Genomic DNA, 23,374 nt, shown 5'->3' with positions numbered 1-23,374 from the left:
TTTTTGGAAATTTTAATTTAGTTTTAAATGAGCTAGGACATTGTTTAATAGAAATCTTTGGCCCCTATCGCTTGGATGAACTCTATCAGCGAGCCAGGAGGTAAAAAGGATCCCATATGTATTTTTATACTTATAAATCTCCTGATAATTACTTATGTATGTAATTCCATATTCTAGAGCAATTTCAGAAATTGCTTGATCAACATCATACATTGTAAAGTTTCGCTTAGGTATTTCAATGACCGGGTTAGCAGATAATAATATCACTTCTCGCCCATCTTGAATGTTTTTATTTAGGATGGTTCTTAAATTTTGCTTAAAATCCTCTGGTGTAGCCAAATGTCTTCTGTCATTTGTACCGATCTGAATGATAACAATATCATCCGTTGGTTCGATTAGTTCATTCATATGAGAAATAATCCAATTTGAATCTCTCCCACTTACTCCCCAATTGGTTACACTTACTTTTTTATCAACTTTAACAGCTTCAAAGATTACGTTTTTCCCAGAAGACCTCTTATTTTTACCCTTTACCTTTATTTCAACATGATGTAATTTATATGGTTGTTTAATTCTAACTTCATATTGGTTCTCCTTTATTTTGCTGTACAAATCATACGTTCCAGTTTTTTTACCATCAACATACAAGTCAATGACAGCTCCATAAGGATGTTTTGTAAAATAAAGTGAGGCATTTGTTCCTGTATATGTAAATGTCCAAGATGATTCACCCTTTGTATAGGCAACTTCATCTCCTGCAATTGCATTGGAAACCTTCGTTACATATTTTTGGGTATTGGCCTTTATTCGAGAGTCAAATGCATTTATGTATTGGGGAGTATTAAATTCTGTTTCTAAATATTGCTTTAACATATTTGCCCAAGAATGAGAGCTTGGACTAACCTCAAAGAATCCAGTATTACCTATTTCCTTATTCGTTAATTTATATCCTGTTGTCCTCAATCCTGCAGTAATGCTATCACCTAGTATCTTGATGTTAGTCTGAGAGACAAATGGATTTAAAACTGTTTGTTCCAATACTTGATCTGGATTATGTAACTGGAATGACTCTCTATTCCCGTCCTCAACATTTATTATCTCTGAATCATTTAAACTAACATTTGTTAATTGAGGGACTTGTGCATAACCTACATTCGCCCCTATGGAAATGACTAGCATTGACAGAATGATGAGAACACATAGTTTTACAATCTTTTTCATATATTTTCCTCTCTAAATTTGATAATTACATCATACACGAAACTTCTTTTAAAAAATAGAAAAAAAAGTTGGGGCAGTCCCATAAAGGCTACAAGACCTTTATTTTGGGACTGCCCCCATCGTATGTGAAGGTGTATAATACCTTTTGGGGCTTTTTAACCCCACTCCATCTTCTATTTATTATCGCCCTTTCATACCAGTATAAATGTGTATAGCATCCCGCAGAAACTCAGCTGCACCTGGTTGAATTTTATCATAATAGGCTTTAAATCTTTCATCATCAACATACATTTGAGCGAGACCTGCATGTGCCTCCTTGCTGTATTCACTCCACGTAAAGGTGAGCCATTGCTTATGGAGCTCGGCTGCCCTTTGTGCAAGGTCACTTCCAGGATCACCGGTTTTTAAGGCTTCAGCTAAAATAGTGTTTACCTCTTCTCCTAGCTTGGTCATTTTTTCATATTGTTCTTCTGTCATGTTCATCATTTTTGCATTCGATTGATTAACGGTCTCTTCTCCGTACTTTTCACGAATTTCTTTTCCATATTTTTTCTCATTATCCTCAATCAGCTTTTTCTTAAAGCCTTCAAATTTTTCCTTGTTTGACATTTTCATTCTCCCTTCCATTGAGTCAATGGTTTTATTGACGTTATTAATTAATAGGTCCAGCTGTTTTCGCTTTTCAAGGAGTTTTTCACGATGATCTCTAAGTGCAGCTACTCCATCAAAAGAATTGGATGTAATAAGTTCTTTAATTTGATCTAAACGGACTCCTAACTCTCTATAAAACAAAATTTGCTGAAGTCGATCAACCTCTGCTTGCCCATAGATTCGATATCCAGATGAATTAATTCTTGCGGGTTTTAGAATTCCAATTTCATCATAATATCTTAAAGTTCTTGTGCTAATTCCTGCCATAGCCCCAAGCTTCTGCACAGTGTATTCCATGTGATTACCTCCTCTATTCCAAACGATACACCTTTACGCAACGTTAAGGTCAATAGGATTTCCAAAAAATATATTGAATATCAAAAAAACGATTGGTTCCCACCAATCGTTTTTTGAATGATTCATCTATATGAACAGATTAATTTAATCTGAAATTTGTATCATTTACACAAAAAGGTATGTAGACATAAATAATTATATAGTGAATCCTATAACTCCTGATTACTTGCTCTCCTAAAATTGAAGCCTTTTACGCGCTCTCTTAAAACAGAAATAAGGATGGAACTGCCTAGCCATAGAAAAAGACCTAAGACAATGCTGAAAATCCAATTGTTAGTCACCTTCAACACAAGTAGTACAGTTGCTACACAAACAACTCCGCCAATCATACCGTATACGGAACCATTTGCAATTTTTGCTGCTTTTTTTGATCCTGATGCTATACCTACCATTAAAACAGCTGTGAGCATTACAGCCGGGAATGCGGCAAAGATTCCAGCTAAAAGCTTCCATGGGGAAATGACAGTCACAATATAGCTAAGCATGACAGCTGTCCCGCCTAATAAAAAGCGAATCAGTAAATCTTGTTTATTCAAAACAAATCACCTGTTCCTTCATTAATTAGATGTGACAAAAGCAACGACCATTGAAACGACAAACCAACAAACAATAGCCTGAATTAATCCCAGCTTCCAGCCCTGTTTTGGAAGGAGATACCCTGCTGCAATGGCAACTAGTATATTAATCCCCATTCCGATAATGGCTCCTTTTGATAACAATATAGAATGAGAGATTAACTCAGCCCCCTTAAAATCCAGACCAGCTGTTAATAAGGCTGCTAAATATACAGCCGGAAATGCTGCGAATATACCTCCAGCTCTCTCACCTAATGTTCTAGCAATGAGAGTCGACCCTAATACGGCAGATCCTCCTAATAAAAAGCGAATCAGTAAGGCACTGATGGAGAGCTCAGCCATTACATTCCACCCCGATTTACCACTGCTTCAGGATGTTGAGTTGATTTAGCTCCATCAATAACCGTATATTCTTTCTTCTTGTATGCAAACCAGTAGGCTGTTGCAATGAACAACCCGCCACCAACGGCATTTCCTAAATATACTGGTACAAAATTGCTTAAATACTCCATCCAAGTGAAATGGCCTGCAAAAATGGCCGCTGGAATAATAAACATATTAGCGACAATATGCTGGAAACCGATAGCTACGAATGCCATAGTTGGGAACCAAATACCTGCAATTTTTCCCATCATATCTTCAGATCCATAGGAAAGCCAAACAGCCGCGGCTACAAGCCAGTTACATCCAATCCCAGAAATGAATGCTTGGAAGAAGGATTCTTCTAACTTATGCTCTGCAATACTCACAGTTTTTTCTAAGAAAACTCCTGTTTCTGTAAGCCCTACGACATGACCAAAAAAGTAAGCAACAAAGATGGCACCGACAAAATTGCTTATCGTAACCAAAAACCAGTTTTGAAAAATTTTCTTCGTTTCAATTTTATTAGCCAAGCGAGCGAGTGGAACCACCATCATATTTCCTGTAAGTAGTTCTCCACCAGCAATTAAAGTAAGCTTCCTCGCTAAACAGTATTGGTTTAAAGATTCCTAGACCTGACCATAATGGATAATAGTTTGAAATATTATTATCTGGGGTGGTCCAAATGGAAGATTTTAATCAAGAATATAGTGTGTTTCAAAAGGCTTTAAATATTGAAGATCCTTGGTATGTTGTTGATTATGAATTGAATTCAAAGGAACTTATTCTCGATATTTATTTAGATTTTAAACGTGGTGCAGAATTTGTCTGTTCTCACTGTGGCCATCCACATGCCAAAGTCCACGATATTTTAGATGATGACCGTACATGGAGGCACTTGGATTTCTGGCAATATCAGACTATCCTTCACGCAAGACTTCCTAGAACGAAGTGTGACCTTTGTAAAAAAATCCGTACCGTACATGTAGAGTGGTCTCGTCCTGGTGCTGGTTTTACATGGTTCTTTGAATCTGAAGTTATGCAACTTATGAAAGAAATGCCAGTGGCAGCTGTAGCTCGAAAAGTAGGCGAGCATGACACCCGGTTATGGCGTGTCTTTCATTATTATGTTGATAAAGCTATGAAAGAATTGGATATAACTAACGTAAAACGTATTGCCATTGACGAAACATCCAGCCGGCGCGGTCATGAATACGTTACCTTGTTTGTGGATGTTGATACCAAACGTGTTTTATTTGCCACGGAAGGAAAAGATGCCAATGTTCTAAAGGTGTTCTCGACCTTTTTGAAAGATAATGGGATTGACCCGGAAAACATTGAAGAAGTCTGTAGTGACATGTCTCCAGCCTTTAAAAAAGGCGTTGAAACAGAGTTTCCTAAGGCCCATATAACCTTCGATAAATTTCATGTGATGAAACTAGTCAATGAGGCTCTGGACCAAGTAAGACGAACGGAACAAAGTGGAGAACCAGGCCTGAAAACGACTCGATATTTATGGCTAAAGAATCAGCAAAACCTAAATCAGGAGCAACAAGAAAAAGTTTTAAAACTAAAAGACACTAACTTAAAAACAGCTAGAGCTTACCGGATGAAACTTTCCCTTCAAGACCTATGGACCAAGTCCAAGCTATTTGCGCCATTTTATTTTCAGGAATGGTATAACTGGGCAATTCGATCTCAATTAGAACCTATGGTAAAAGTAGCACAGACACTAAAAAGACATGAGCCGGGTATTTTGAGATGGTTCGTTTCTAAAATGACTAATGGCCTACTTGAAGGTATTAACAGTCTGGTTCAAGCTGCAAAGCGCAAAGCAAGAGGATATAGGACAACCAAAAACTTTATTGCGATGATCTACGCAACAGCTAATAAGCTAATGATTCGGGTAGAACCACATAAGCAAGGGTAGGTCCTTCTCAACTTACAGACCAAGCTCCATTTTACCGGAGGGCTGTCAAGTGCTTTCCTTGACTGCCATCCGGTAAAATGGAAAACTATTAGAGTTGAGAAGGAGCTTATCCTCTGACTCTAGGGATGTTTTCTTCTTTACCAACACTAAATGGCGAAGAGCCTAAAGTAAGAATAAGACCGATTGGGAATAGAGATGCTCCAAGGAAACTACTGATACCTGCTACATCACCTGTTAAAGGGGCTGTTACACGAATATATAGCAAAAATCCTAATGCGATAAATGCTCCCGCTTGGAATCCTAGTATTAATGTAGTTAATGCAGGATAACTCGTTTTCTTTATCCCATTTTTAATCGTTACATCAACGATTTGTTCTGGTTTGTAAAATGACATGTTGACCAAATCCTTTCAAAAACATTCTTTAATATTGTAATCCTTAGAATGCTTCTTAGTTGTGAACTATTTCACAAAAATAATATACGTTCATTTTAACCCATTTTCTTTCCAACCCCTGTGAACATTTCTTTAAGGTTTTCGAAGCGTTTTCATTAACTCAATTTGATAATATAAAGGAAATTCCCTGTTTGATATGGACACAGTGATATAGTTAATGAATTCTGTTAGAAGTATGATTAGGTTCGAGGCATCCAAAATGACATGACTCCATTCAAGTAGGGAAACAAGTTTTTCTTGTTTTTGGGATGATTCTTTCGTTTTCTTTAAGACTTTTTGCTATCCTAAACAAAAGAGATAATTATTTAGGGGGTGATTAAATGATTGAACTCCAGCAATACATAAGAAGGATTGAACTTAAGAGGGGAGATATCCCATCCTTCCAACGCTACCCATTTAACCTGCCATGCATCAAGGACATGACTGGGCTTTCCTTTGACCCAAAGGTTACCTATATTGTTGGGGAAAATGGGATGGGGAAATCTACATTACTTGAAGCGATTGCTATTGCATTTGGCTTTAACTCTGAGGGAGGAACCTTCAATTTTAACTTTTCAACCTTTGATTCTCATTCGCCACTTGAGCAATATATCAAGCTTATTAAAGGGATTGAAAAGCCGAAGGACGGTTTCTTTCTTCGCGCTGAAACCTTTTATAACCTAGCCACTAATATTGAGGAATTGGACAAAGAGCCTGGTGGTGGAGGGAGAATCATTGATTCCTTTGGTGGAGTCTCTCTTCATGAGCAGTCCCATGGAGAGTCATTCTTTGCAGCATTTATGAATCGATTCAATGGTAATGGCTTGTACATTTTAGACGAACCGGAAGCAGCCCTTTCTCCATTGAGGCAATTATCAATGATTTCTAGGATTCATGAGCTAGTTAGTGAAAACTCACAATTTATTATTGCCACTCACTCCCCTATTGTCATGGCCTATCCACAAGCAACCATTTATGAGTTAACAGAGAATGGCATTCAGGAAAAAACATTAGAAGAAACTAATCATTACAACATCATGAAACAATTTTTCGAAGACAAGGATCGACTTCTTTATCATTTACTCAAGGAAATTGATTAATGCCATTTAATTCCCAATTTAAGAAAGCATTTTTTAGTGGAGTAATGCTGAATATTCCTTGACTTTGACGTATAATAAACGACTATTCGTTCTGTTCTCTTTATAGCCTGTCCTGGTGTGGTCCCCTGACAGGCTTATTCTGCATTCGTTAATTTGGTTTGTACATAGGCCATTTCTGATTTTTCAAACTCCCATTCCACTAATTTTCAACCTATATTCCTTCATTTCTCGACTTACAGCTGAACCTCGAACGGTTAGATATGTTTTTTCTAGTGTTTTTATTGATTTAATGGATTGTGTGTCCGTTAAGCACTACCCCTGAAAACAGCATCCCTTTCAGATGCCACTACTATTATAGCTAACTCTAAATTCGTACATGTTAAAGGGTTTTCAACTTGAAAACTTACTTACCTTAAATGAAACAAATGGTTATCTATTAATCATAACTGCGCATGATATGAATATTCCCAGAATTTCACCTATGTATGGAGGAACATTTCAAACAATGCTTGGATATTTTAAACCCTTAACATCGAAACTATCACAGGAAGATAAAGAAGCTTATCAGAACATGTACTGCACTCTCTGCCATACCATAAAAAAGCAATACGGATATACCAGTACGATGTTTATTCAACATGACCTTTTATTTTTATTGCTTTGTACCAACAGTTGGAAAAGGAAATTTGGTCGAGCAGATGCCATAAAGGCAGGTTGTGTCATGTTCCCGTTAAAAAAAGTACATGTTCTTGAGGATATGCACGAATCCAAGGCTTTAGCTGATCTTTCTGTATTTACCGTCTATACGGCTTTCCTAAATTCTGTTACGGATGGAAAAAGCAATAGAATCAAACAGAAAAGCTTTAAAAGGTTCTTTCATAAAACCCTTGAAGAAAGCGCCAATAAGCTGCAAATTTCACAAGACGAGATCCAACATCTACAACAGATGCTACTTGAAGAGCATGATAACGAATGCACACCTGATCAAATCATTGCTCCAGTCTGCACCTTCTATTCCGAGCTAATCGTGCAGCACCTAGGGGTGGATGACTCCTATAAAGCTCTTGCTTATCATTCCTGTGCCATTATGTATTATTTGGATGCTTTAGAGGATTATAAAAAAGATATGAAAAATGGTTACTTTAATATTTTGAGTTCCATTTATCAAAATCCAGAGCAAATCGTTAACTATGTAAGTATGAAAATTTTTAAATCCCTCGAGATTATTAAGAACTACAGCATAAACAGTCATCATCAAAGTCTTCTAGACAATATTTTAAATGATTCCATCTTGACACAATTTCATGCCATCAAACAAAAACATTTAGGGTGAAACAAATGAAAACAGCCAAAGACTATTACGAAATATTAGGATTGAATCCCGGTGCTTCTAAGGAAGAAATCAAAAAAAAGTATAGACAGCTTGCTCAAATGTATCATCCGGATAAACATGTCGGGAATCCTCTTGGCTCCTTGGCCGAGGAAAAATTTAAAGAAATACACGAGGCCTACGAACAGCTAATGAAGGGAGATACTGGTGGTACTAATTATTCTTCTAACCGTTCAGAACAAACCTCATCCAATTCAACCTACTATGATTCATTAATAGATCAAATAATCGCTAGTACGAATAACCGATTATGGGGCAAAACAATAGACCTTTGTAATCAAGCATTAGGCTATAATGATTCAGAACCGATGCTATATGTGTATAAGGCAAACGCTCATTTAGAACTTCAACAATTCCAAGCAGCTGTTACAAACTATAAAGCAGCTGAGGTGAATCATTGGAATCCACATCCCGGTGATTTGTGGAATTTTTCTATTTGCTACATGGAGCTTGGAAGATTTAATGAAGCCATTCCAATTATTGAAAGAGTCATTAGCATGGAAGGGGATATTCCAAATGCAATCGCTCATTTAGCATGGTGCTATGATTCAGTTGGAAATCATACAATGGGAAATCATTATTGGGAAAGACTCGAGAGAATAGATCCCAACAATGAAATGCTAAGTCAGAGGAAACAGGCCATGAATGCTGGCAATCAATATGTAAGTAGGAGCGATGCAGCCGTCGGGGCTTGTGGAATTTGCGCATTGTTAGAATGTATATTTGATTGTTGCTAGGAGGATCTCTTCTTGTCTGACATTGCAAAAGTTATTAGTGACAATATTTACTGGGTTATTTTTATATCTGCATTACTCGACCATAATGGAGTGTCCATTCCTATTGTTACAGTTGGTATGTTTAATTTTACAGGAACTGTGAGAATCATATCGCTCTTTTTAGTAATGAATGCTTCTCTCCTCTTAGTTGACGCTGTTCTTCTCGTTTTTGGCACCTATTTTAGAAAGAGAGATCAACAATTTCAGAATCTAGCTTATAAATCTCCCTCGATTATTTCATCTTTGGAGAAAAAGATCCTTTATTTTGGGCGGAGTCTACTTAAAAGGGAAGCAATCTTATTTTATTTATTCGGTAAATTCATTCCATTTATCGGGAAGTTTCTGCCGTTTTTCATGGGATACAAGGAGGGGTGGAATAAAAGGAACCTGGCTTTCTTATTCATTGGAAATAATATTTATATCCTAACCTTTTATTTATTGGGTATTTTTTTTGGAAGGATGGTGGTGAAATACTCTGTACTAACTGCCATTCTCCTTTTTCTCCTATTTATTATCATATACACTCTACTTGTTCGGTATAGAAAGCCCTTGGAGAATAGAAATGTAAATTAAGCATTGAACCCTTCATCTATTAAAGGGATCAATGCTTAATTAAGGAATGTATAACTTATCAAGTTGGATCAATTGCTCAAGCGATAAATTAAAAACCTTTCATAAGGATTATGATCAAATAATCCAGGTAGAGTAATTTCCTCTTTTAACTCAAATGCAGTTTGATTTTCAAGAAAAAAGATATAATCATCCGAACAATAATATAGGATTAACTCAATGTCACGATTATACTTCTCCACCGAGTTTAATATATGATTCACGATATTCATAAAAATTGGGATAGAAAAAGGATTAAAAAAATAAAATCGATTATCAAAGGGACTTATTTCATAATTTTCAGCAATCCCACAATAAAACTGGATTTTCTCCTCACTTATTCTAAACTTTTTCAGATAACTTTTTCGATTTTCCAATGCTTCCTTATATAAATCCTTATTCATTTCAATTCCTACCACATTGGCATGGAATAAATAATTAATAAAAAAAATTAATCTTCCTTTTCCACATCCAAAATCAACAATATAATCACTACTCTCCAATTGATAACGTTTAAATAATTCCTCGAGCGCCTGATAAGGGGTTGGCTCATAGCGATAATAATGAATTGATTGAACGAATCCCTTCTGGCTTTCTCCTGTTTTTATGTTCATTAAATCATCATAATATTGTTCACTCATCCTGAATCCCTACCCCATCGTAAGTCTGAAATCAACTATTATCATATAGTTTTTTCCTATTGAAAGAAAGGAGAAACATCACCACCTTCAAACTCGAATTATTATGTCTAATGAAGCCTACCAAAAAGAAAAAGGGTTTTAAAAATCAATATAGAAGTAGTTATATAGAGAAAAATTTGACTTTTTAGAAAAATATTTTAGGAGGATGCCCAATGAGAAACAAAGAGCTGCTACTCATTCCTGGCCCAACACCTGTAGTCGATTCCATTTATGATGCGCTTGCTCAAGAAACATGGGGACATACTGACCCAAGGTTTGTTGCCATTTTTCGTCATGCGCTTGATAAAACAAAAGAAATGCTAAAAACCAATGGGGAAGTATTTATCATTTCTGGTTCAGGGACCGTTGCTATGGAAATGGCCCTTGTAAATACAGTAGCACCTGGTGAGAAGTTATTAGTCATAAGCCACGGTTACTTTGGTGACCGTTTTATTAAAATTGGTGAGGCTTTTGGCTTTCAGGTAGATGTTCTACAATCAGAATGGGGGAAACAGGTAGATGCTCGAGAGGTGGAGGAAAAGCTTGCTTCTGCCAGTTATAAAGCTGTTACCATAACCCATGCAGATACCTCAACTGGTGTTGCAGCAAATTTGGACGTGCTTATACCAATCATTAAAAGCAATGGTGCGCTTGCCATTGTCGATGGAGTCTGTGCAACAGCTGCGATGGAAGAGGATATGAGCAAGGAATATGGTGATCCTAATTATAAGATTGATGTAGTATTAACCGGCTCTCAAAAGGCCATCGGTATGCCACCTGGATTGGCCATAGTTGCCTTTAATCAAAGCGCATTAGCGGCTAGAGAAAAACTCTCAGGTGTACCCGCTTATTATTGCGATATTTATAATTGGATTCCAATTATGCATGACCCAGGCAAATATTTTGCCACTCCTCCGGTAAATCTTATTTATGCCTATGATGAAGCCATGAAATTAGTCTTAGAGGAAGGCATGGAAAATCGATATATCCGCCATAAGGCTTACGGAAAAGCCGTGAGGGTAGCACTCTCCACATACGGAATGAAAGCAATTGCAGAGGAAGAGGTTGCAGCTCCAACACTTAGTTGTATCCTTTATCCAGAAGGAATGGATGATGTGGCATTTCGTGCAGCTCTAGCAGAAAGAGGCGTCATTCTTTCTGGTGCACTTGCTCATTTAGCAGGCAAAGCATTCAGAATTGGACATATGGGAAACACCACTGTTGAAATGCTAGAAAAAGCCATACGAATCATCGGCGAGACAATGAATGATTTTGGCTACAAGGTTAATCCTGAAAAAGCCGTTCAATCATTGAATGTACTAGTTTAAGCTTTAATGGATGAGGTCCTCTGTTTTTAGAGCCTCATCCTTTTTCATTCATATAATAATCAAAAATAATGAAAACGTTTTATTTTTCGAAAGAAAAATTATTGACGTTGACGATTACTTCATGATATATTATTTTATTTACACAAAAATTCACTTCTGTGTTACAATAAGAAAGCAAGGTATTTTTGGAGGTGAATCTATTTGTTTCAAGTAGGCGACAAAGTGTTTTATCCAATGCATGGTGCAGGTATAATTAAGGCCATTGAGCAAAAGGAAATCTTAGGGGAAATCACGGATTATTGTGTCATTTCCATTCCGATTTGTAATATGGATATCATGGTCCCGTTAAAGAAAATGGAGCAACTGGGCGTTCGATCTATTATTGATCCAAAAACCCTTAATGAAATATTGTATGACTTTCATCATGAAAAACCAAATGATTCTCTTCCATGGAGAGAAAGATATAATTTAAATATGCAAAAAATCAAGAGTGGTGACATGCATGATACGACAGATGTTATAAGGGATTTATTATACCGCAGCATGGAAAAATCTCTGAACTCCACTGAAAAACAAATGCTTCATCAAGCACAAAAAAATGTCATTAGTGAATTAATATTAATTAAAAATATTTCGGAACACCAAGCGGCAGAGCTTTTAAAATTGACTAGTTAACAAAACCCACCATCTATAATTATAGCTGGTGGGTTTTTTTTGTCGTTTTCTCGGTTTGGGATATGGAAAAGGTTGTTGGTATATTGTGTATCTGTGAGATTATTTTTATGTAAAAAGGTATAATTGCAGTTTTTTTTAGGCTGTTTTCTCAAAGTATGTTGTTATTTTGATGATAAATATGTAGAGAGTACTGACTTAGCAGCCTGAATACACGTAGACTCCTGTGGGAATGCGAGAAAGGTGAGACCCCCGAGGAGCGTAGCGACGAGGAGGCTCACCGCTCGCCCACGGAAAGCGGAGTGTATTCAGGCTGCGGTTATAAAAGCAACAATCTATACGAAAACAGCCTTTTTTTTATAAAAAATGATATTAAATTAGGCATTAAGTGTTTTTTTCTCGATATATTGGTGTGGAGTTACTACAAAATTATTATTATTTCCATTTATTAAGGGTTTATTCGCGAAAAATGGACTTTTATTCGCGATTTCTAAAATTTATTCGCGAAAATGATACTTTTTCTCGCGAAATTCAAATTTTATTCGCGAATCTCTATTTTATTCGCAAGATTTCCAATTTATTCGTGATACTTTCCACTTATTCGCGAAATATCTGATTTATTCGCGAAATAGCTGACTCATTCGCGATTATTTCATTATACACATAATATTTGCAATCGCTTTTGATTTTCCCACCATCTAAATGATAAAACCCCCAGCTAACTTAGGAATTCAATAACCTTCACTACATAGAAAGACGCCCTGCTAACCTTAGCAAAAACGCCTCACCTTAAAAATATCCACTAATTATTACCTTGTAAGTTGATAAACCCTTGCTTCATAAGGTTTTAAATCAAATTCATTTATTGATTCATCCTGAACAGGATAGTTATGAATCAATAAATCTTTATGGGTAAAACTTATTTCTTCCGGTAGCACAAATTTTGTGACATTTTTTGAGAAATTACAGATGACTAGAAGCTGCTCGTTACCCAATGTTCTTGTATAAGCATAAATTTCCTCATGATCATCAAGAATTAGGTCATAGCTTCCCTCAACAATAATCTCCTTTTCTTTTCTTAATTGAATAAGCTTCTGATAGTAATAGAAAATTGAATTGGAATCCTTTAAAGCATTTTCAGCATTCACTTCTTTATAGTTTGGATTAACAGAAATCCATGGCTCTCCTATTGTGAACCCTGCCTCCTTGGAATCATTCCACTGCATCGGTGTCCGTGCGTTATCCCTGCTTCTAGCGTGAATTGCTTTTAACATTTCTTCAGGATCTTTTCCATATTCGCCAACGTAATCGTTATAAGCATTAATTGATTCAATATCTCGATAATCCTCAATGCTTTTAAACTCTACATTCGTCATTCCTAATTCTTGACCCTGATAAATAAAAGGTGTTCCTTTCATCATATGAAGGCAAGTAGCTAGCATTTTCGCACTTTCCACACGGTATTCCTTATCGTCTCCAAAGCGAGAAACACTTCTTGGTTGGTCATGGTTTTCCCAGTAAAGGCTATTCCAACCTTCAGACTCTAAACCTTTTTGCCATCTGGTCATAATTTTTTTTAGCTCAGTCAGTTTCCACGGGAGATTGCTCCACTTTCCTTCAGGTCCACTACCTACATCCATATGCTCAAATTGAAAAACCATATTCAACTCATTACGATCCTCACCGGTAAATAACCTAGCATCGTCCGGAGTCACTCCTGGTGTTTCCCCGACAGTCATAATATCGTAGTGGGAAAGAACCTCTTTATTCATTTCTTGTAAAAATTCATGGACTCTAGGCCCATTCATATAATACTTTGAACCATCACTGTATTTTTTACCTGGTTTTTCTTTGCCTTGTGGATAGTGTTGGTCTTTAGAGATTAGATTAATAACATCCATTCGGAAGCCGTCAATCCCTTTATCTAGCCACCATTTCATCATATTGTATACTTCCTGACGTAAACTTGGATTCTCCCAGTTTAAATCAGGCTGCTTCTTACTAAATAAATGTAAATAGTACTCCCCTGTAGGTTCATCATATTGCCAAACAGAGCCACTAAAGAAGGATTCCCAGTTGGTCGGTTCCTGACCGCCTACGCCTGGCTTCCAAATGTAGTAATCTCGCTTAGAATTGTCTTTAGAAGATTTTGATTCTAAGAACCATGCATGCTCATCAGATGAATGGTTTACTACAAGGTCCATAATGATCTTTAGCCCTTTTTGATGTGCGGTTTCTAGCAATTGATCAAAGTCTTCCATTGACCCAAACTCATCCATTATGTTCTGGTAATCACTAATATCATAGCCATTGTCATCATTTGGAGATTTATAAACTGGAGATAACCAAATGACATCGACCCCAAGTTCCTTAAGATAATCTAGTTTTGATGTGATTCCATTTAAATCACCAATTCCATCTCCATTACTATCTTTAAAACTTCTAGGGTAAATTTGGTAAATAACACTTTGTTTCCACCAATTTTTCATAAGTATCCTCCTTATATATAGTAAACATTTACGTTTTGATTAAAATAATCAGACAGATCATCACTCAATATCTTAATGTTAATTTCTCCAAGCATTATTTTTCAAATCGAATTTGAGTAAACGTTTACGTTCATGCGAAAAAGAAAAGGTATTACACCTTTAAATTTATCACTGTTTTTCTTTCAATAATTTTATGTGGTAATATCCTACTGCTCACATCTTTCCCCGAAAGGAGCATTTCATAAAGCATTTCCGCCGCCTCACATCCCATTTGATATAAGGGCTGTTCCACAGTTGTCAGTGGTGGAATCACCATCTTGGCAAGTTTTGTATTATCATAGCCGATGACAGATAACTGTTCAGGAACAATTATGCCTAACTCATAAGCCCGTGATAATACACCGGCTGCTAATTCATCACTACTAGCAAAAATAGCCGTTACACCGGTTTTGCGGTCTTCTAAGGTTGTCATTCCTTTATAACCATTTTCAAAATTATAAGCATCGAACCCAACAAACCATTCTTCCCTAAAAATAATTCCGTTGTCATAAAGGGCTTTCTTGTATCCAGCAATTCTCGGTTCACCGGCGATAGGGTCTTCTTTATTCCCACTTATCATCGCAATCTTTTCATGACCGTTCTCAATTAAATATTGGACCGCCTTATAAGCTGCTTGAAAATCATCGACCTTGATATAGGGAAGCTGATAATCTATTGAAAGCGTAGAAAGAAGTACAACAGGAACCCTCATTTCAGACAATGTCTTATAGTACTCTTTCTTTAGTGTTTCACTAGCAAATATGACTCCATCCACTCTCTTTTCAGACAAAAGCTTTAAATACTCCATTGTCCGTTTACCATTACTATCTGTGTTACACACAATAACGCTCGAACCGTTTTGATGAGATACATCTTCAATCCCTTTAATAACCTCTGATGCAACCATTGATGATAGCTCTGGAACTAATATTCCGATCGTCCTGGTTCTTTTACTAATTAAGCCTCTGGCTACTCCATTCGGCTGGTACCCTAATTCTTCAATTGCCTTCATGACTCGATCCTTCGTTTCCTCTGAATAGCCTGGTTTGTTATTCAATATCCGAGAAACGGTGGCAATAGACACCTTGGATAGTCTTGCAACATCTTTAATTGTTGGATCCATTCCATCACCTCTTTTGACAAGGAAAACGTATATGCCATTCAAAAGGGAGTCCATTTAATCGGCTCACTTATTGATAAATTAGAATACCGTATTCAGTAACGTAAACGTTTACGTTTATGAATACGGTTTCATCATAATTCTTTTTTATTAATCTGTCAATAAAATATTTATGAAAAAAATGGAGCTACTCCAAGGTTCCAGACACCTTATGGAATAGCTCTTCCCCGTTCTTTTCAGGTAATCTATCCAATTTAATTATTAATTCTCAACTAATTTACTGACAACTCTTTTTTGACCTACTGGATTTCCCATTTTAGGATCTTCCTCTTGTTTAGCACGCTTAATAAAGAACGAAAGGATAAGCGCAACAAGAGCAATTCCCACAGTTACAAAAAATGCATCATTTATTCCTTCCAGCATTGCTTTCATAGTAATTTGTTGTTTCATTTCAACCATCGCGGCAGCTGTAGGCTCCCCTTTAAAATGTTTCATCGCACTAGCCGTCAATTCTGTAGCATGTGTTTTTGTTCGATTAGTCATAACAGTAACTAAAAGAGCTGTACCTATGGCGCCAGCTACTTGAGATAGGGTGTTGTTCATCGCTGTTCCATGTGGATAGTAACGTGTGGGCAGCTGATTTAATCCATTGGTTGTTACAGGCATATGGACCATGGACATACCAAACATACGTACAGAATACAAAATAATTAAATGTGTATAGGTCGTATGAAGTGATAATTTACTAAAGTAATAGCTAGTAATCACAGTAATAGTTAAACCAATAATTGCAAGAACACGTCCGCCAAAGCGGTCAAATAATTTCCCAGTAATTGGCGACATGATAGCCATAACTATAGCCCCTGGTAGCATCATTAACCCTGCATCGATTGGTGAAATACCGCGTATCGTTTGAACATAAATCGGTGTAAGAAGCATACCTGAAAACATTGCCATCGTAACAACCATTGAAATCACAGATGATAGGGCAAACATCGGATATCTATATATTCTAAAATTTAGCATAGGATTGTCTTGGTTTAATTGACGGAGAATAAATACAATGAGGGATATCCCACCAACAATCAATGTAATATATACCTCTGGACTATCCCAGCCTTTTTTACCAGCTGAACTAAATCCATACAAAATTCCGCCAAAACCAATGCTTGATAACAGGAGTGAAATACTATCGAGACGGTCATTTGACTTTTCCTTCTTATCCTTAAGCAAGAAAAAGCCAATAATTACAACTGCAATTGCTATAGGGGAGACAAAGTGAAAAAGCATTCTCCAATCATAATTCTCAATTAACCAACCAGATAACGTTGGTCCTGTTGCTGGTGCTACCATTAATACCAATCCAAAAACACCCATTGCCGTTCCCCTTTTTTCTACTGGGAAGCTCGTTAACATAACATTCATTAATAACGGCATGAGGATGGCTGAACCGCTTGCTTGAATCATCCTTCCTGCCAATAAAATTGGGAATACATGTGCGAATCCAGCTAGAAATGTTCCTGCTGTAAATAATATCATGGCAGCTAGGAACAGGTGACGCACAGAATATTTTTTTATTAAAAATGCTGTTGCAGGAATTAATATTCCATTTACCAGCATAAACCCCGTTGTCATCCATTGAACAGTTGATGGATCAACATCTAAATCCACCATTATAGATGGTAGTGCAATATTAAGTAGAGTATTATTCAACATCGCAATAAAGGCACCTATCATCAACACAGCAATAATGCCATAGGGTGGACGAGTTATTGAACTGTTTGTTTTTTCCATATTATTCCTCCCTAAAATTAAAGTCCATTTTTTTATACCCCTATTCCATATAAACACCATAATATACCATTAGTCTGATAATTTCAAATAAAAAGAACTTGATATTCCTCTATTTGAATAAACTATATTTATTATGTACTATAATAGTAAACAAGTAGTCCAATACGAATATTAGGTGGTTGTAAATGAACGACAGAAAACAGCATGTCATTGAAGTAGCACATCAACTTTTTCTAGACAAAGGGTTTCAAGCTACTTCTATACAGGATATCTTAGATTATAGTGGAATATCTAAAGGTACCTTTTATAATTACTTTTCATCAAAAAATGAGCTTTTGAAGGAACTTTTCAAAACAATTTTTATTAAGCTTGAAAAAGATCGCAATGAATTACTAATTGGTCAAGACCCGTCAAATATAGAGATTTTCATAAAACAAATTGAATTACAGATGAAGACAAATCGAAAGAAAATGGTAGTTCCCCTTTTTGAGGAAATCACATCTTCCAATGATGCTGATCTAAAGGAATTCATAAGAAAGGGACAGCTTCGGATGCTTCGCTGGTTAAATACTAGGTTTATGGATATCTTTGGGCAGGATAAGGCGCCTTATTTATTAGATATTTCTATTATGTTTTTAGGCATATTGCATCATACTCTAAGATATTACTCCTTAGCCTACTCTCCTCATACAAATATTCATAAGGTAATTCGATATTGTGTGGAACGAATGGTTAAGATGGTTGATGAAGTGTCTGAGGCGAAAGCGCAATTAATTGAACCGCAATTATTAGATAGCTGGTTGCCGGAATTAAAGAAAAAAGAGTATATATTAAAAAAAGAAGTCTCTCAATCGGTCTCTGCATTGAAAAAGATGTTAAAGTCCGAGGATGAGCAAGCCAAGTATTTTGAACTGTTGGACTTTATTCAAGATGAAATATTCAACTCAAAGATGCCAAGAAAATTCTTAATTGAAAGTGCGATACTTACATTAGTTGCAAGCATTACTGACCCTGAATGGCGAAAAGGGATTAATATACTTCAAAAGCACATTAAGGAATATTACATTCAGCTTGATGAAGAATAACTAAAAAAATTATTTAAAATGTGAGCGGGCATATAAAGTTTGATATATGTCCGCTTTTCATGCATATAGGTTTCTACAGTACCCTTCCCAGCTCAAACTAAGGTTGCCGCAACTATTCTTTCTTCAATTAGCTGTAGCTCCATTAAATTTAGATTGCTGACCATAAACGATACGAGCCCACTTTTATTAAATACTTTAAAAATAATTGTTTACTTCTATTGATTGCCATAAACCAAATAATTGGTATCATTAATATTTGAGATTCTTTATTTATATAGAAGGAAGTTGATCTATGTATGAGCGTCAATATTTTAATAGTGGATGATGAACAAGAAATAGCTGATTTAGTAGAGGTTTATTTAAAAAATGAGGACTACAATGTTTATAAGTTCTATACCTCAATAGAAGCATTAACATGCATCCAAACTACAAAACTAGACCTTGCAATACTTGATGTGATGCTGCCTGAAATAGATGGTTTTTCATTATGTAAGAAAATTAGAGAAAAATATCACTTTCCTGTAATTATGTTATCTGCCAAGGATGAAGAAATGGATAAGATCACTGGACTAACCTTTGGTGCTGATGACTATATCACAAAACCATTTCGTCCATTAGAGCTTATTGCTCGAGTCAAAGCTCAGCTTAGGAGATTTACAAAATACAACCCACAGGGAACGGAACAGAGTGAAAAAACAATTACCTTTTCCGGTCTTTTTCTTAATAAGGATACTCATAAATTCATTTTAAATGAAAAGGATATTTCTCTTACACCAACAGAGTTCTCCATTCTTTGGTGCTTATGCTCCAACAGAGGTCGGGTGGTCAACTCGGAGGAATTATTTCAAGAGGTTTGGGGAGAAAAGTATCTCAACAACAATAACACTGTGATGGTCCACATCCGACATCTTCGTGAAAAAATGAAGGATTCTGCAGAAAATCCAAAATATATTAAAACCATTTGGGGAGTAGGTTATATCATTGAATAATGAATTTAGCAAACTCAAGAGGAAGTTATTATTACAGGTCGCATTCATGATTATTTTAACAGCAATTGTAGGCTTAGTAATCAGCTACACACTTATTGATGGTATTCTACAGGACCCATTCGCTGACCTTTTTGTAAAATTTTGCACAACCGTTTTGCCTCTTGACTTTCATACTGCACAGTTACTCTATTTTTCTGTCTTTCAGCAAAATAAAACCCTTTGGGTCATGATAGGCTTTATTATGTTACTTTTAATTATTTTTTACTTTACATTATCCCGCTTTACCTGTTACTTTCACCAAATCAGCGAAGGAATTGACAAGCTTGCCCAAGAAACCAAAGAGGATATTTCCCTTCCACAAGAGCTAGAATTTATGGAAAAAAAGCTAAATTATTTGAAACACACTTTGGAAAAGCGGGCGAAGGATGCGAAAGAGGCGGAACAAAGAAAAAATGACCTTGTTGTATATTTAGCACATGATATAAAAACACCTCTAACATCCATCATTGGTTATTTAAGTTTACTTGATGAGGCTTCTGATATGCCTCAGGTGCAAAAAGAGAAGTATGTGGGGATCACATTAGAGAAAGCATATCGCTTGGAGCAGCTCATCAATGAGTTTTTTGAAATTACTAGATTCAACCTCCAAACGATTTTACTTGATAAAAAGGAAATCAACTTATCCTTTATGCTCATGCAAATGGCAGATGAGTTTTATCCCCTGCTCGCTCCAAAAGGAAAAAGGGCATTAGTCAGGGCTGATGAGCATTTGAAAGTTTATGGAGATCCAGATAAATTGGCAAGAGTGTTTAATAATATTTTAAAAAATGCCATATCCTATAGCTATGAGAATAGCACCATTGTCATTGAGGTAGAAGAGAATGAGCAAAGTATCGAAATAAGATTTATTAATGAAGGGGATATGATACCATCACAGAAATTAAAAACTATTTTTGAAAAGTTCTACCGTTTAGATACTTCAAGGTCTAGTCAAACTGGAGGATCTGGATTGGGTCTTGCCATTGCAAAGGAAATAGTATATGCCCACGGTGGAGAAATTTCTGCAGAAAGCAACAACTCTCATACTGTCTTCTCTGTTATTCTTCCTAAACAATCTTAAGAAAATATTAAGGTTTCAATAATAGAATATTAAAAAACAGCTACTCATCTTATGTTTCAATAGAGACATAGGAAGAGGAGTTGTTTTTTTATGAAAAAAAAATATATTAAAGGCATAATCATTTGTTTTTTATTAATATTTCTTACCCTCATTTCAACCAATAAATTATCCATAAAAAACTTCTTTCAAGCTACATATGGGACGAAAATGATTCAACAAATAAAGACGAAGATGAGTAATCATGTCAATTCTAGCCTTTATAGCTCAAACGCAATATTAATGAGTGTCCACAATGGAAAAATAATCATGGAAAAAAATAGTGACGATCCTATCTACCCTGCTTCCCTTACAAAAATAATGACAGCCATTGTTGCAATCGAGCATATCCCAGATTTAAGCCAACAAATTGAATTGCCACCTGATATTTTTCAAAATTTATATAGTGCGAATGCATCTATGGCAGGCTTTCTTCCAAATGAAAAAGTGAAAGCAATCGATTTACTATATGGTACTTTACTTCCTTCCGGGGCTGAGGCTACCATCGTACTTGCTCAGCATATTTCTGGTTCAGAAGATGAGTTCGTTAAGCAAATGAACAAAAAGGCCAAGCAATTAGGAATGAAACACACACATTTTACTAATGCCACTGGTTTACAAGAAGCAAACCATTACACTAGTGTGAAAGACATCTCTATTCTATTACGGCATGCACTTAAGAACAAAGTCTTTCGGGAGATTTTCACTACTAAGAGCTATTCCACCTCTTCAACCAATCTTCATCCGGAAGGAATTACTTTTTCTAGCAGTATGTTTTTAAAAATGGAAAGTCCGGAAATTAGTGGTGGAGAAATTATTGGAGGGAAAACCGGATATACGGAAGAGGCAGGATTATGCTTAGCCAGCCTCGCTATTAAAGAGGGGGAAGAATTTATCTTTGTTACAGCTGGGGCTAAAGGAAATCATAAAACGAAGCAATTCCATATTGAAGATGCATTTACTGTTTATAATAATATTTAGAGAGAACAACTTTGGAGAAATACAATTAGTGATTCGAGGGTATTAAGAAAAAAGCTTGTAGGGATTAAATCTCTACAAGCTTTTACTTTTTATTAGTTTTTAGCCAATTTAGGTGCTACTTTAGTTACCTCTGGTTTTTTTTCTTCAGCTGGTTTGGCCCGCTTGATAAAGAGTGAAAGGATAATTGCAACCGCAGCAATCCCCGTTGCAACTAGGAAGGAATCATTAATCCCTTCTAGCATAGCCTTCATTGCAATTTGTTGTTTCATTGTCGCAATAACCTCTGGAGTTGGTTGGACAGTCATATTTTTCATTGCATCACTAGCAATTTCCTTAGCATGCGTTTCTGTACGATTTGACATAATGGTTACGAGCAATGCCGTACCAATTGCTCCTGCGACTTGGTTCATCGTGTTATTCATGGCCGTACCGTGTGGATAGAAGCGTCTTGGTAATTGATTTAGTCCGTTAGTTGCTACAGGCATCATTACCATGGACATTCCAAAGCTTCTAATTGAATACAATAGTATTAAATGTGTATACGTCGTATCTAGTTCAAGTTTACTAAAAAAGAAGGTAGTTACCGTCAAGATGGTGAGGCCTGTAATGGCCAAAATACGTCCACCAAAGCGGTCAAATAGTCTTCCTGTCACCGGTGACATAATGGCCATAAGAATTGCACCTGGTAATAGTAGTAACCCGGCATCCATCGGTGATATTCCTCTAATGTTTTGTACATAAATAGGTAGTAAAAGCATACCAGAAAACATCGCCATATTTACTACCATTGTTATTGCTGATGCTAAAGCAAACATTGGATATTTATAAATTCTAAAGTTTAACATTGGTTCATCTTGTTTTAATTGTCGGAGAATAAACCATGTTAAAGCAATGGCGCCAATCGCAATGGTTCCATAGACTAATGGGCTATCCCAGCCTTTATCACCTGCGGAACTAAATCCGTACAATATTCCACCAAATCCTACGCTTGATAAAAGGAGGGAAAAGTAATCTAAATGAATTTTGATTTTTTCCTTTTTATCTCTAAGTAAGAATATACCAAGTAGGACAACGACTACTGCGATAGGTGTAATGAAATGGAAGAGCATTCTCCAATCATAATGCTCCACAATCCAACCAGATAATGTAGGTCCAATCGCTGGAGCAAACATTAATATTAAACCGAAAACCCCCATTGCCGCTCCGCGTTTTTCAACTGGAAAGCTCACTAACATTACATTCATTAACAGTGGCATTAAAATGGCAGAGCCTGCTGCTTGTAGCATTCTTCCTGTTAAAAGCATTGGAAAAACTGGGGCGTAACCAGATAAAATTGTACCAATTGTAAATAATCCCATAGCTGCTAAGAAAAGATTTCTTACAGAGTATTTTTGGATTAAAAAGGCTGTAGTTGGAATTAATATCCCGTTCACCAACATAAACCCAGTCGTAAGCCATTGTACTGTAGAAGCTCCAATATCAAAATCCTTCATTATAGATGGGAGTGCGATATTTAATAATGTATTGTTTAAAAATGATATAAATGCACCAATCATTAGGACCGCAATTATCCCATAGGGTGGACGATCTGTTTGTTTTTTTGTGTGGTCCATACTTGTTCCTCCTATACGTTAAGTTC

The 23,374-nt window shown here is 36.2% G+C and carries 21 protein-coding genes and 1 pseudogene; 11 read left to right on the top strand and 11 right to left on the bottom strand.

All coding sequences use genetic code 11. The annotated features are described in order from the left end of the window. Positions 1-12 precede the first annotated feature (12 nt). The 5 genes and pseudogenes from BQ6100_RS02480 to BQ6100_RS02460 form a co-directional block, all read right to left on the bottom strand. Positions 13-1,221, bottom strand: coding sequence for an SGNH/GDSL hydrolase family protein (locus BQ6100_RS02480; RefSeq protein ID WP_075980227.1), 1,209 nt, complete (start codon positions 1,219-1,221; stop codon positions 13-15). 180 nt (positions 1,222-1,401) lie between these two features. Then, positions 1,402-2,169 (bottom strand): MerR family transcriptional regulator, encoded by a 768-nt coding sequence (locus tag BQ6100_RS02475; RefSeq protein ID WP_075980226.1) that lies wholly within the window; start codon positions 2,167-2,169, stop codon positions 1,402-1,404. A gap of 209 nt (positions 2,170-2,378) precedes the next feature. After that, positions 2,379-2,765, bottom strand: a complete 387-nt coding sequence (locus BQ6100_RS02470; RefSeq protein WP_075980225.1) for a DUF3147 family protein — start codon at positions 2,763-2,765, stop codon at positions 2,379-2,381. Positions 2,766-2,786: 21 nt separating this feature from the next. Next, the gene (locus BQ6100_RS02465) at positions 2,787-3,146 is read right to left on the bottom strand and encodes a DUF3147 family protein (protein WP_075980224.1); all 360 of its coding nucleotides are present in this window, start codon (positions 3,144-3,146) and stop codon (positions 2,787-2,789) included. Further along, positions 3,146-3,760, bottom strand: a pseudogene (locus tag BQ6100_RS02460) (formate/nitrite transporter family protein); the annotation flags it as partial. The gene BQ6100_RS02465 and the pseudogene BQ6100_RS02460, both read right to left, overlap by 1 nt. A gap of 89 nt (positions 3,761-3,849) precedes the next feature. Here BQ6100_RS02460 and BQ6100_RS02455 point away from each other — a divergent pair. Continuing rightward, positions 3,850-5,094 (top strand): ISL3 family transposase, encoded by a 1,245-nt coding sequence (locus BQ6100_RS02455; protein WP_075979894.1) that lies wholly within the window; start codon positions 3,850-3,852, stop codon positions 5,092-5,094. 106 nt (positions 5,095-5,200) lie between these two features. Here the strand turns inward: BQ6100_RS02455 and BQ6100_RS02450 are convergent, their stop codons facing one another. Further along, on the bottom strand, positions 5,201-5,488 hold the full coding sequence (locus tag BQ6100_RS02450) for a formate/nitrite transporter family protein (protein WP_075980223.1): 288 nt from the start codon (positions 5,486-5,488) through the stop codon (positions 5,201-5,203). A gap of 380 nt (positions 5,489-5,868) precedes the next feature. Here BQ6100_RS02450 and BQ6100_RS02445 point away from each other — a divergent pair, with 380 nt between their 5' ends. The 4 genes from BQ6100_RS02445 to BQ6100_RS02430 all read left to right on the top strand — a co-directional run bounded on the left by BQ6100_RS02445 (position 5,869) and on the right by BQ6100_RS02430 (position 9,366). Further along, positions 5,869-6,627 (top strand): AAA family ATPase, encoded by a 759-nt coding sequence (locus BQ6100_RS02445; protein ID WP_097677895.1) that lies wholly within the window; start codon positions 5,869-5,871, stop codon positions 6,625-6,627. A gap of 457 nt (positions 6,628-7,084) precedes the next feature. Next, positions 7,085-7,960: a DUF5685 family protein gene (locus tag BQ6100_RS02440; RefSeq protein ID WP_159433121.1), complete on the top strand. Its 876-nt coding sequence runs from the start codon at positions 7,085-7,087 to the stop codon at positions 7,958-7,960. A 5-nt stretch (positions 7,961-7,965) separates the two neighbouring features. Then, positions 7,966-8,754: a J domain-containing protein gene (locus tag BQ6100_RS21900; RefSeq protein WP_075980221.1), complete on the top strand. Its 789-nt coding sequence runs from the start codon at positions 7,966-7,968 to the stop codon at positions 8,752-8,754. Positions 8,755-8,766: 12 nt separating this feature from the next. Continuing rightward, on the top strand, positions 8,767-9,366 hold the full coding sequence (locus BQ6100_RS02430) for a hypothetical protein (RefSeq protein WP_075980220.1): 600 nt from the start codon (positions 8,767-8,769) through the stop codon (positions 9,364-9,366). 68 nt (positions 9,367-9,434) lie between these two features. Here the strand turns inward: BQ6100_RS02430 and BQ6100_RS02425 are convergent, their stop codons facing one another. Then, positions 9,435-10,043 (bottom strand): methyltransferase, encoded by a 609-nt coding sequence (locus BQ6100_RS02425; protein ID WP_075980219.1) that lies wholly within the window; start codon positions 10,041-10,043, stop codon positions 9,435-9,437. Positions 10,044-10,255: 212 nt separating this feature from the next. Here BQ6100_RS02425 and BQ6100_RS02420 point away from each other — a divergent pair, with 212 nt between their 5' ends. Both BQ6100_RS02420 and BQ6100_RS02415 read left to right on the top strand, forming a co-directional pair. After that, complete coding sequence (locus BQ6100_RS02420; RefSeq protein ID WP_075980218.1) at positions 10,256-11,410, top strand: pyridoxal-phosphate-dependent aminotransferase family protein; 1,155 nt, start codon at positions 10,256-10,258, stop codon at positions 11,408-11,410. Between the two features lie 201 nt (positions 11,411-11,611). Beyond that, entirely contained in the window at positions 11,612-12,085 is a 474-nt protein-coding gene (locus BQ6100_RS02415) for a CarD family transcriptional regulator (RefSeq protein WP_075980217.1), read from the top strand. An 806-nt stretch (positions 12,086-12,891) separates the two neighbouring features. Here the strand turns inward: BQ6100_RS02415 and BQ6100_RS02410 are convergent. The 3 genes from BQ6100_RS02410 to BQ6100_RS02400 all read right to left on the bottom strand — a co-directional run bounded on the left by BQ6100_RS02410 (position 12,892) and on the right by BQ6100_RS02400 (position 17,524). Continuing rightward, complete coding sequence (locus BQ6100_RS02410; RefSeq protein WP_075980216.1) at positions 12,892-14,571, bottom strand: glycoside hydrolase family 13 protein; 1,680 nt, start codon at positions 14,569-14,571, stop codon at positions 12,892-12,894. Between the two features lie 151 nt (positions 14,572-14,722). Beyond that, complete coding sequence (locus tag BQ6100_RS02405) at positions 14,723-15,733, bottom strand: LacI family DNA-binding transcriptional regulator (protein WP_075980215.1); 1,011 nt, start codon at positions 15,731-15,733, stop codon at positions 14,723-14,725. A gap of 258 nt (positions 15,734-15,991) precedes the next feature. Beyond that, complete coding sequence (locus BQ6100_RS02400) at positions 15,992-17,524, bottom strand: DHA2 family efflux MFS transporter permease subunit (RefSeq protein WP_075980214.1); 1,533 nt, start codon at positions 17,522-17,524, stop codon at positions 15,992-15,994. A 185-nt stretch (positions 17,525-17,709) separates the two neighbouring features. On the opposite strand from BQ6100_RS02400, the gene BQ6100_RS02395 reads away from it, so the two are divergent. The 4 genes from BQ6100_RS02395 to BQ6100_RS02380 all read left to right on the top strand — a co-directional run bounded on the left by BQ6100_RS02395 (position 17,710) and on the right by BQ6100_RS02380 (position 21,735). After that, positions 17,710-18,609 carry a TetR/AcrR family transcriptional regulator gene (locus BQ6100_RS02395; protein ID WP_075980213.1) on the top strand — a complete coding sequence of 300 codons (900 nt, stop codon included), beginning with the start codon at positions 17,710-17,712 and terminating at the stop codon, positions 18,607-18,609. 296 nt (positions 18,610-18,905) lie between these two features. Continuing rightward, on the top strand, positions 18,906-19,598 hold the full coding sequence (gene vanR, locus BQ6100_RS02390; RefSeq protein ID WP_075980212.1) for a VanR-ABDEGLN family response regulator transcription factor: 693 nt from the start codon (positions 18,906-18,908) through the stop codon (positions 19,596-19,598). A gap of 46 nt (positions 19,599-19,644) precedes the next feature. After that, entirely contained in the window at positions 19,645-20,718 is a 1,074-nt protein-coding gene (gene vanS, locus BQ6100_RS02385; protein ID WP_218921347.1) for a vancomycin resistance histidine kinase VanS, read from the top strand. 90 nt (positions 20,719-20,808) lie between these two features. Continuing rightward, on the top strand, positions 20,809-21,735 hold the full coding sequence (locus tag BQ6100_RS02380; RefSeq protein WP_075980210.1) for a D-alanyl-D-alanine carboxypeptidase family protein: 927 nt from the start codon (positions 20,809-20,811) through the stop codon (positions 21,733-21,735). 92 nt (positions 21,736-21,827) lie between these two features. Here BQ6100_RS02380 and BQ6100_RS02375 read toward each other — a convergent pair whose 3' ends face one another. Then, positions 21,828-23,348 (bottom strand): DHA2 family efflux MFS transporter permease subunit, encoded by a 1,521-nt coding sequence (locus BQ6100_RS02375; protein WP_075980209.1) that lies wholly within the window; start codon positions 23,346-23,348, stop codon positions 21,828-21,830. Between the last annotated feature and the right edge of the window lie 26 nt (positions 23,349-23,374).

Origin of the sequence: Bacillus massilinigeriensis, from assembly GCF_900117315.1 — a bacterium.
Lineage (GTDB): Bacteria > Bacillota > Bacilli > Bacillales > Cytobacillaceae > Bacillus_BE > Bacillus_BE massilionigeriensis.
Note: the sequence above shows the minus strand (reverse complement) of the source record. Positions and strands in the feature narration are given on the sequence as shown.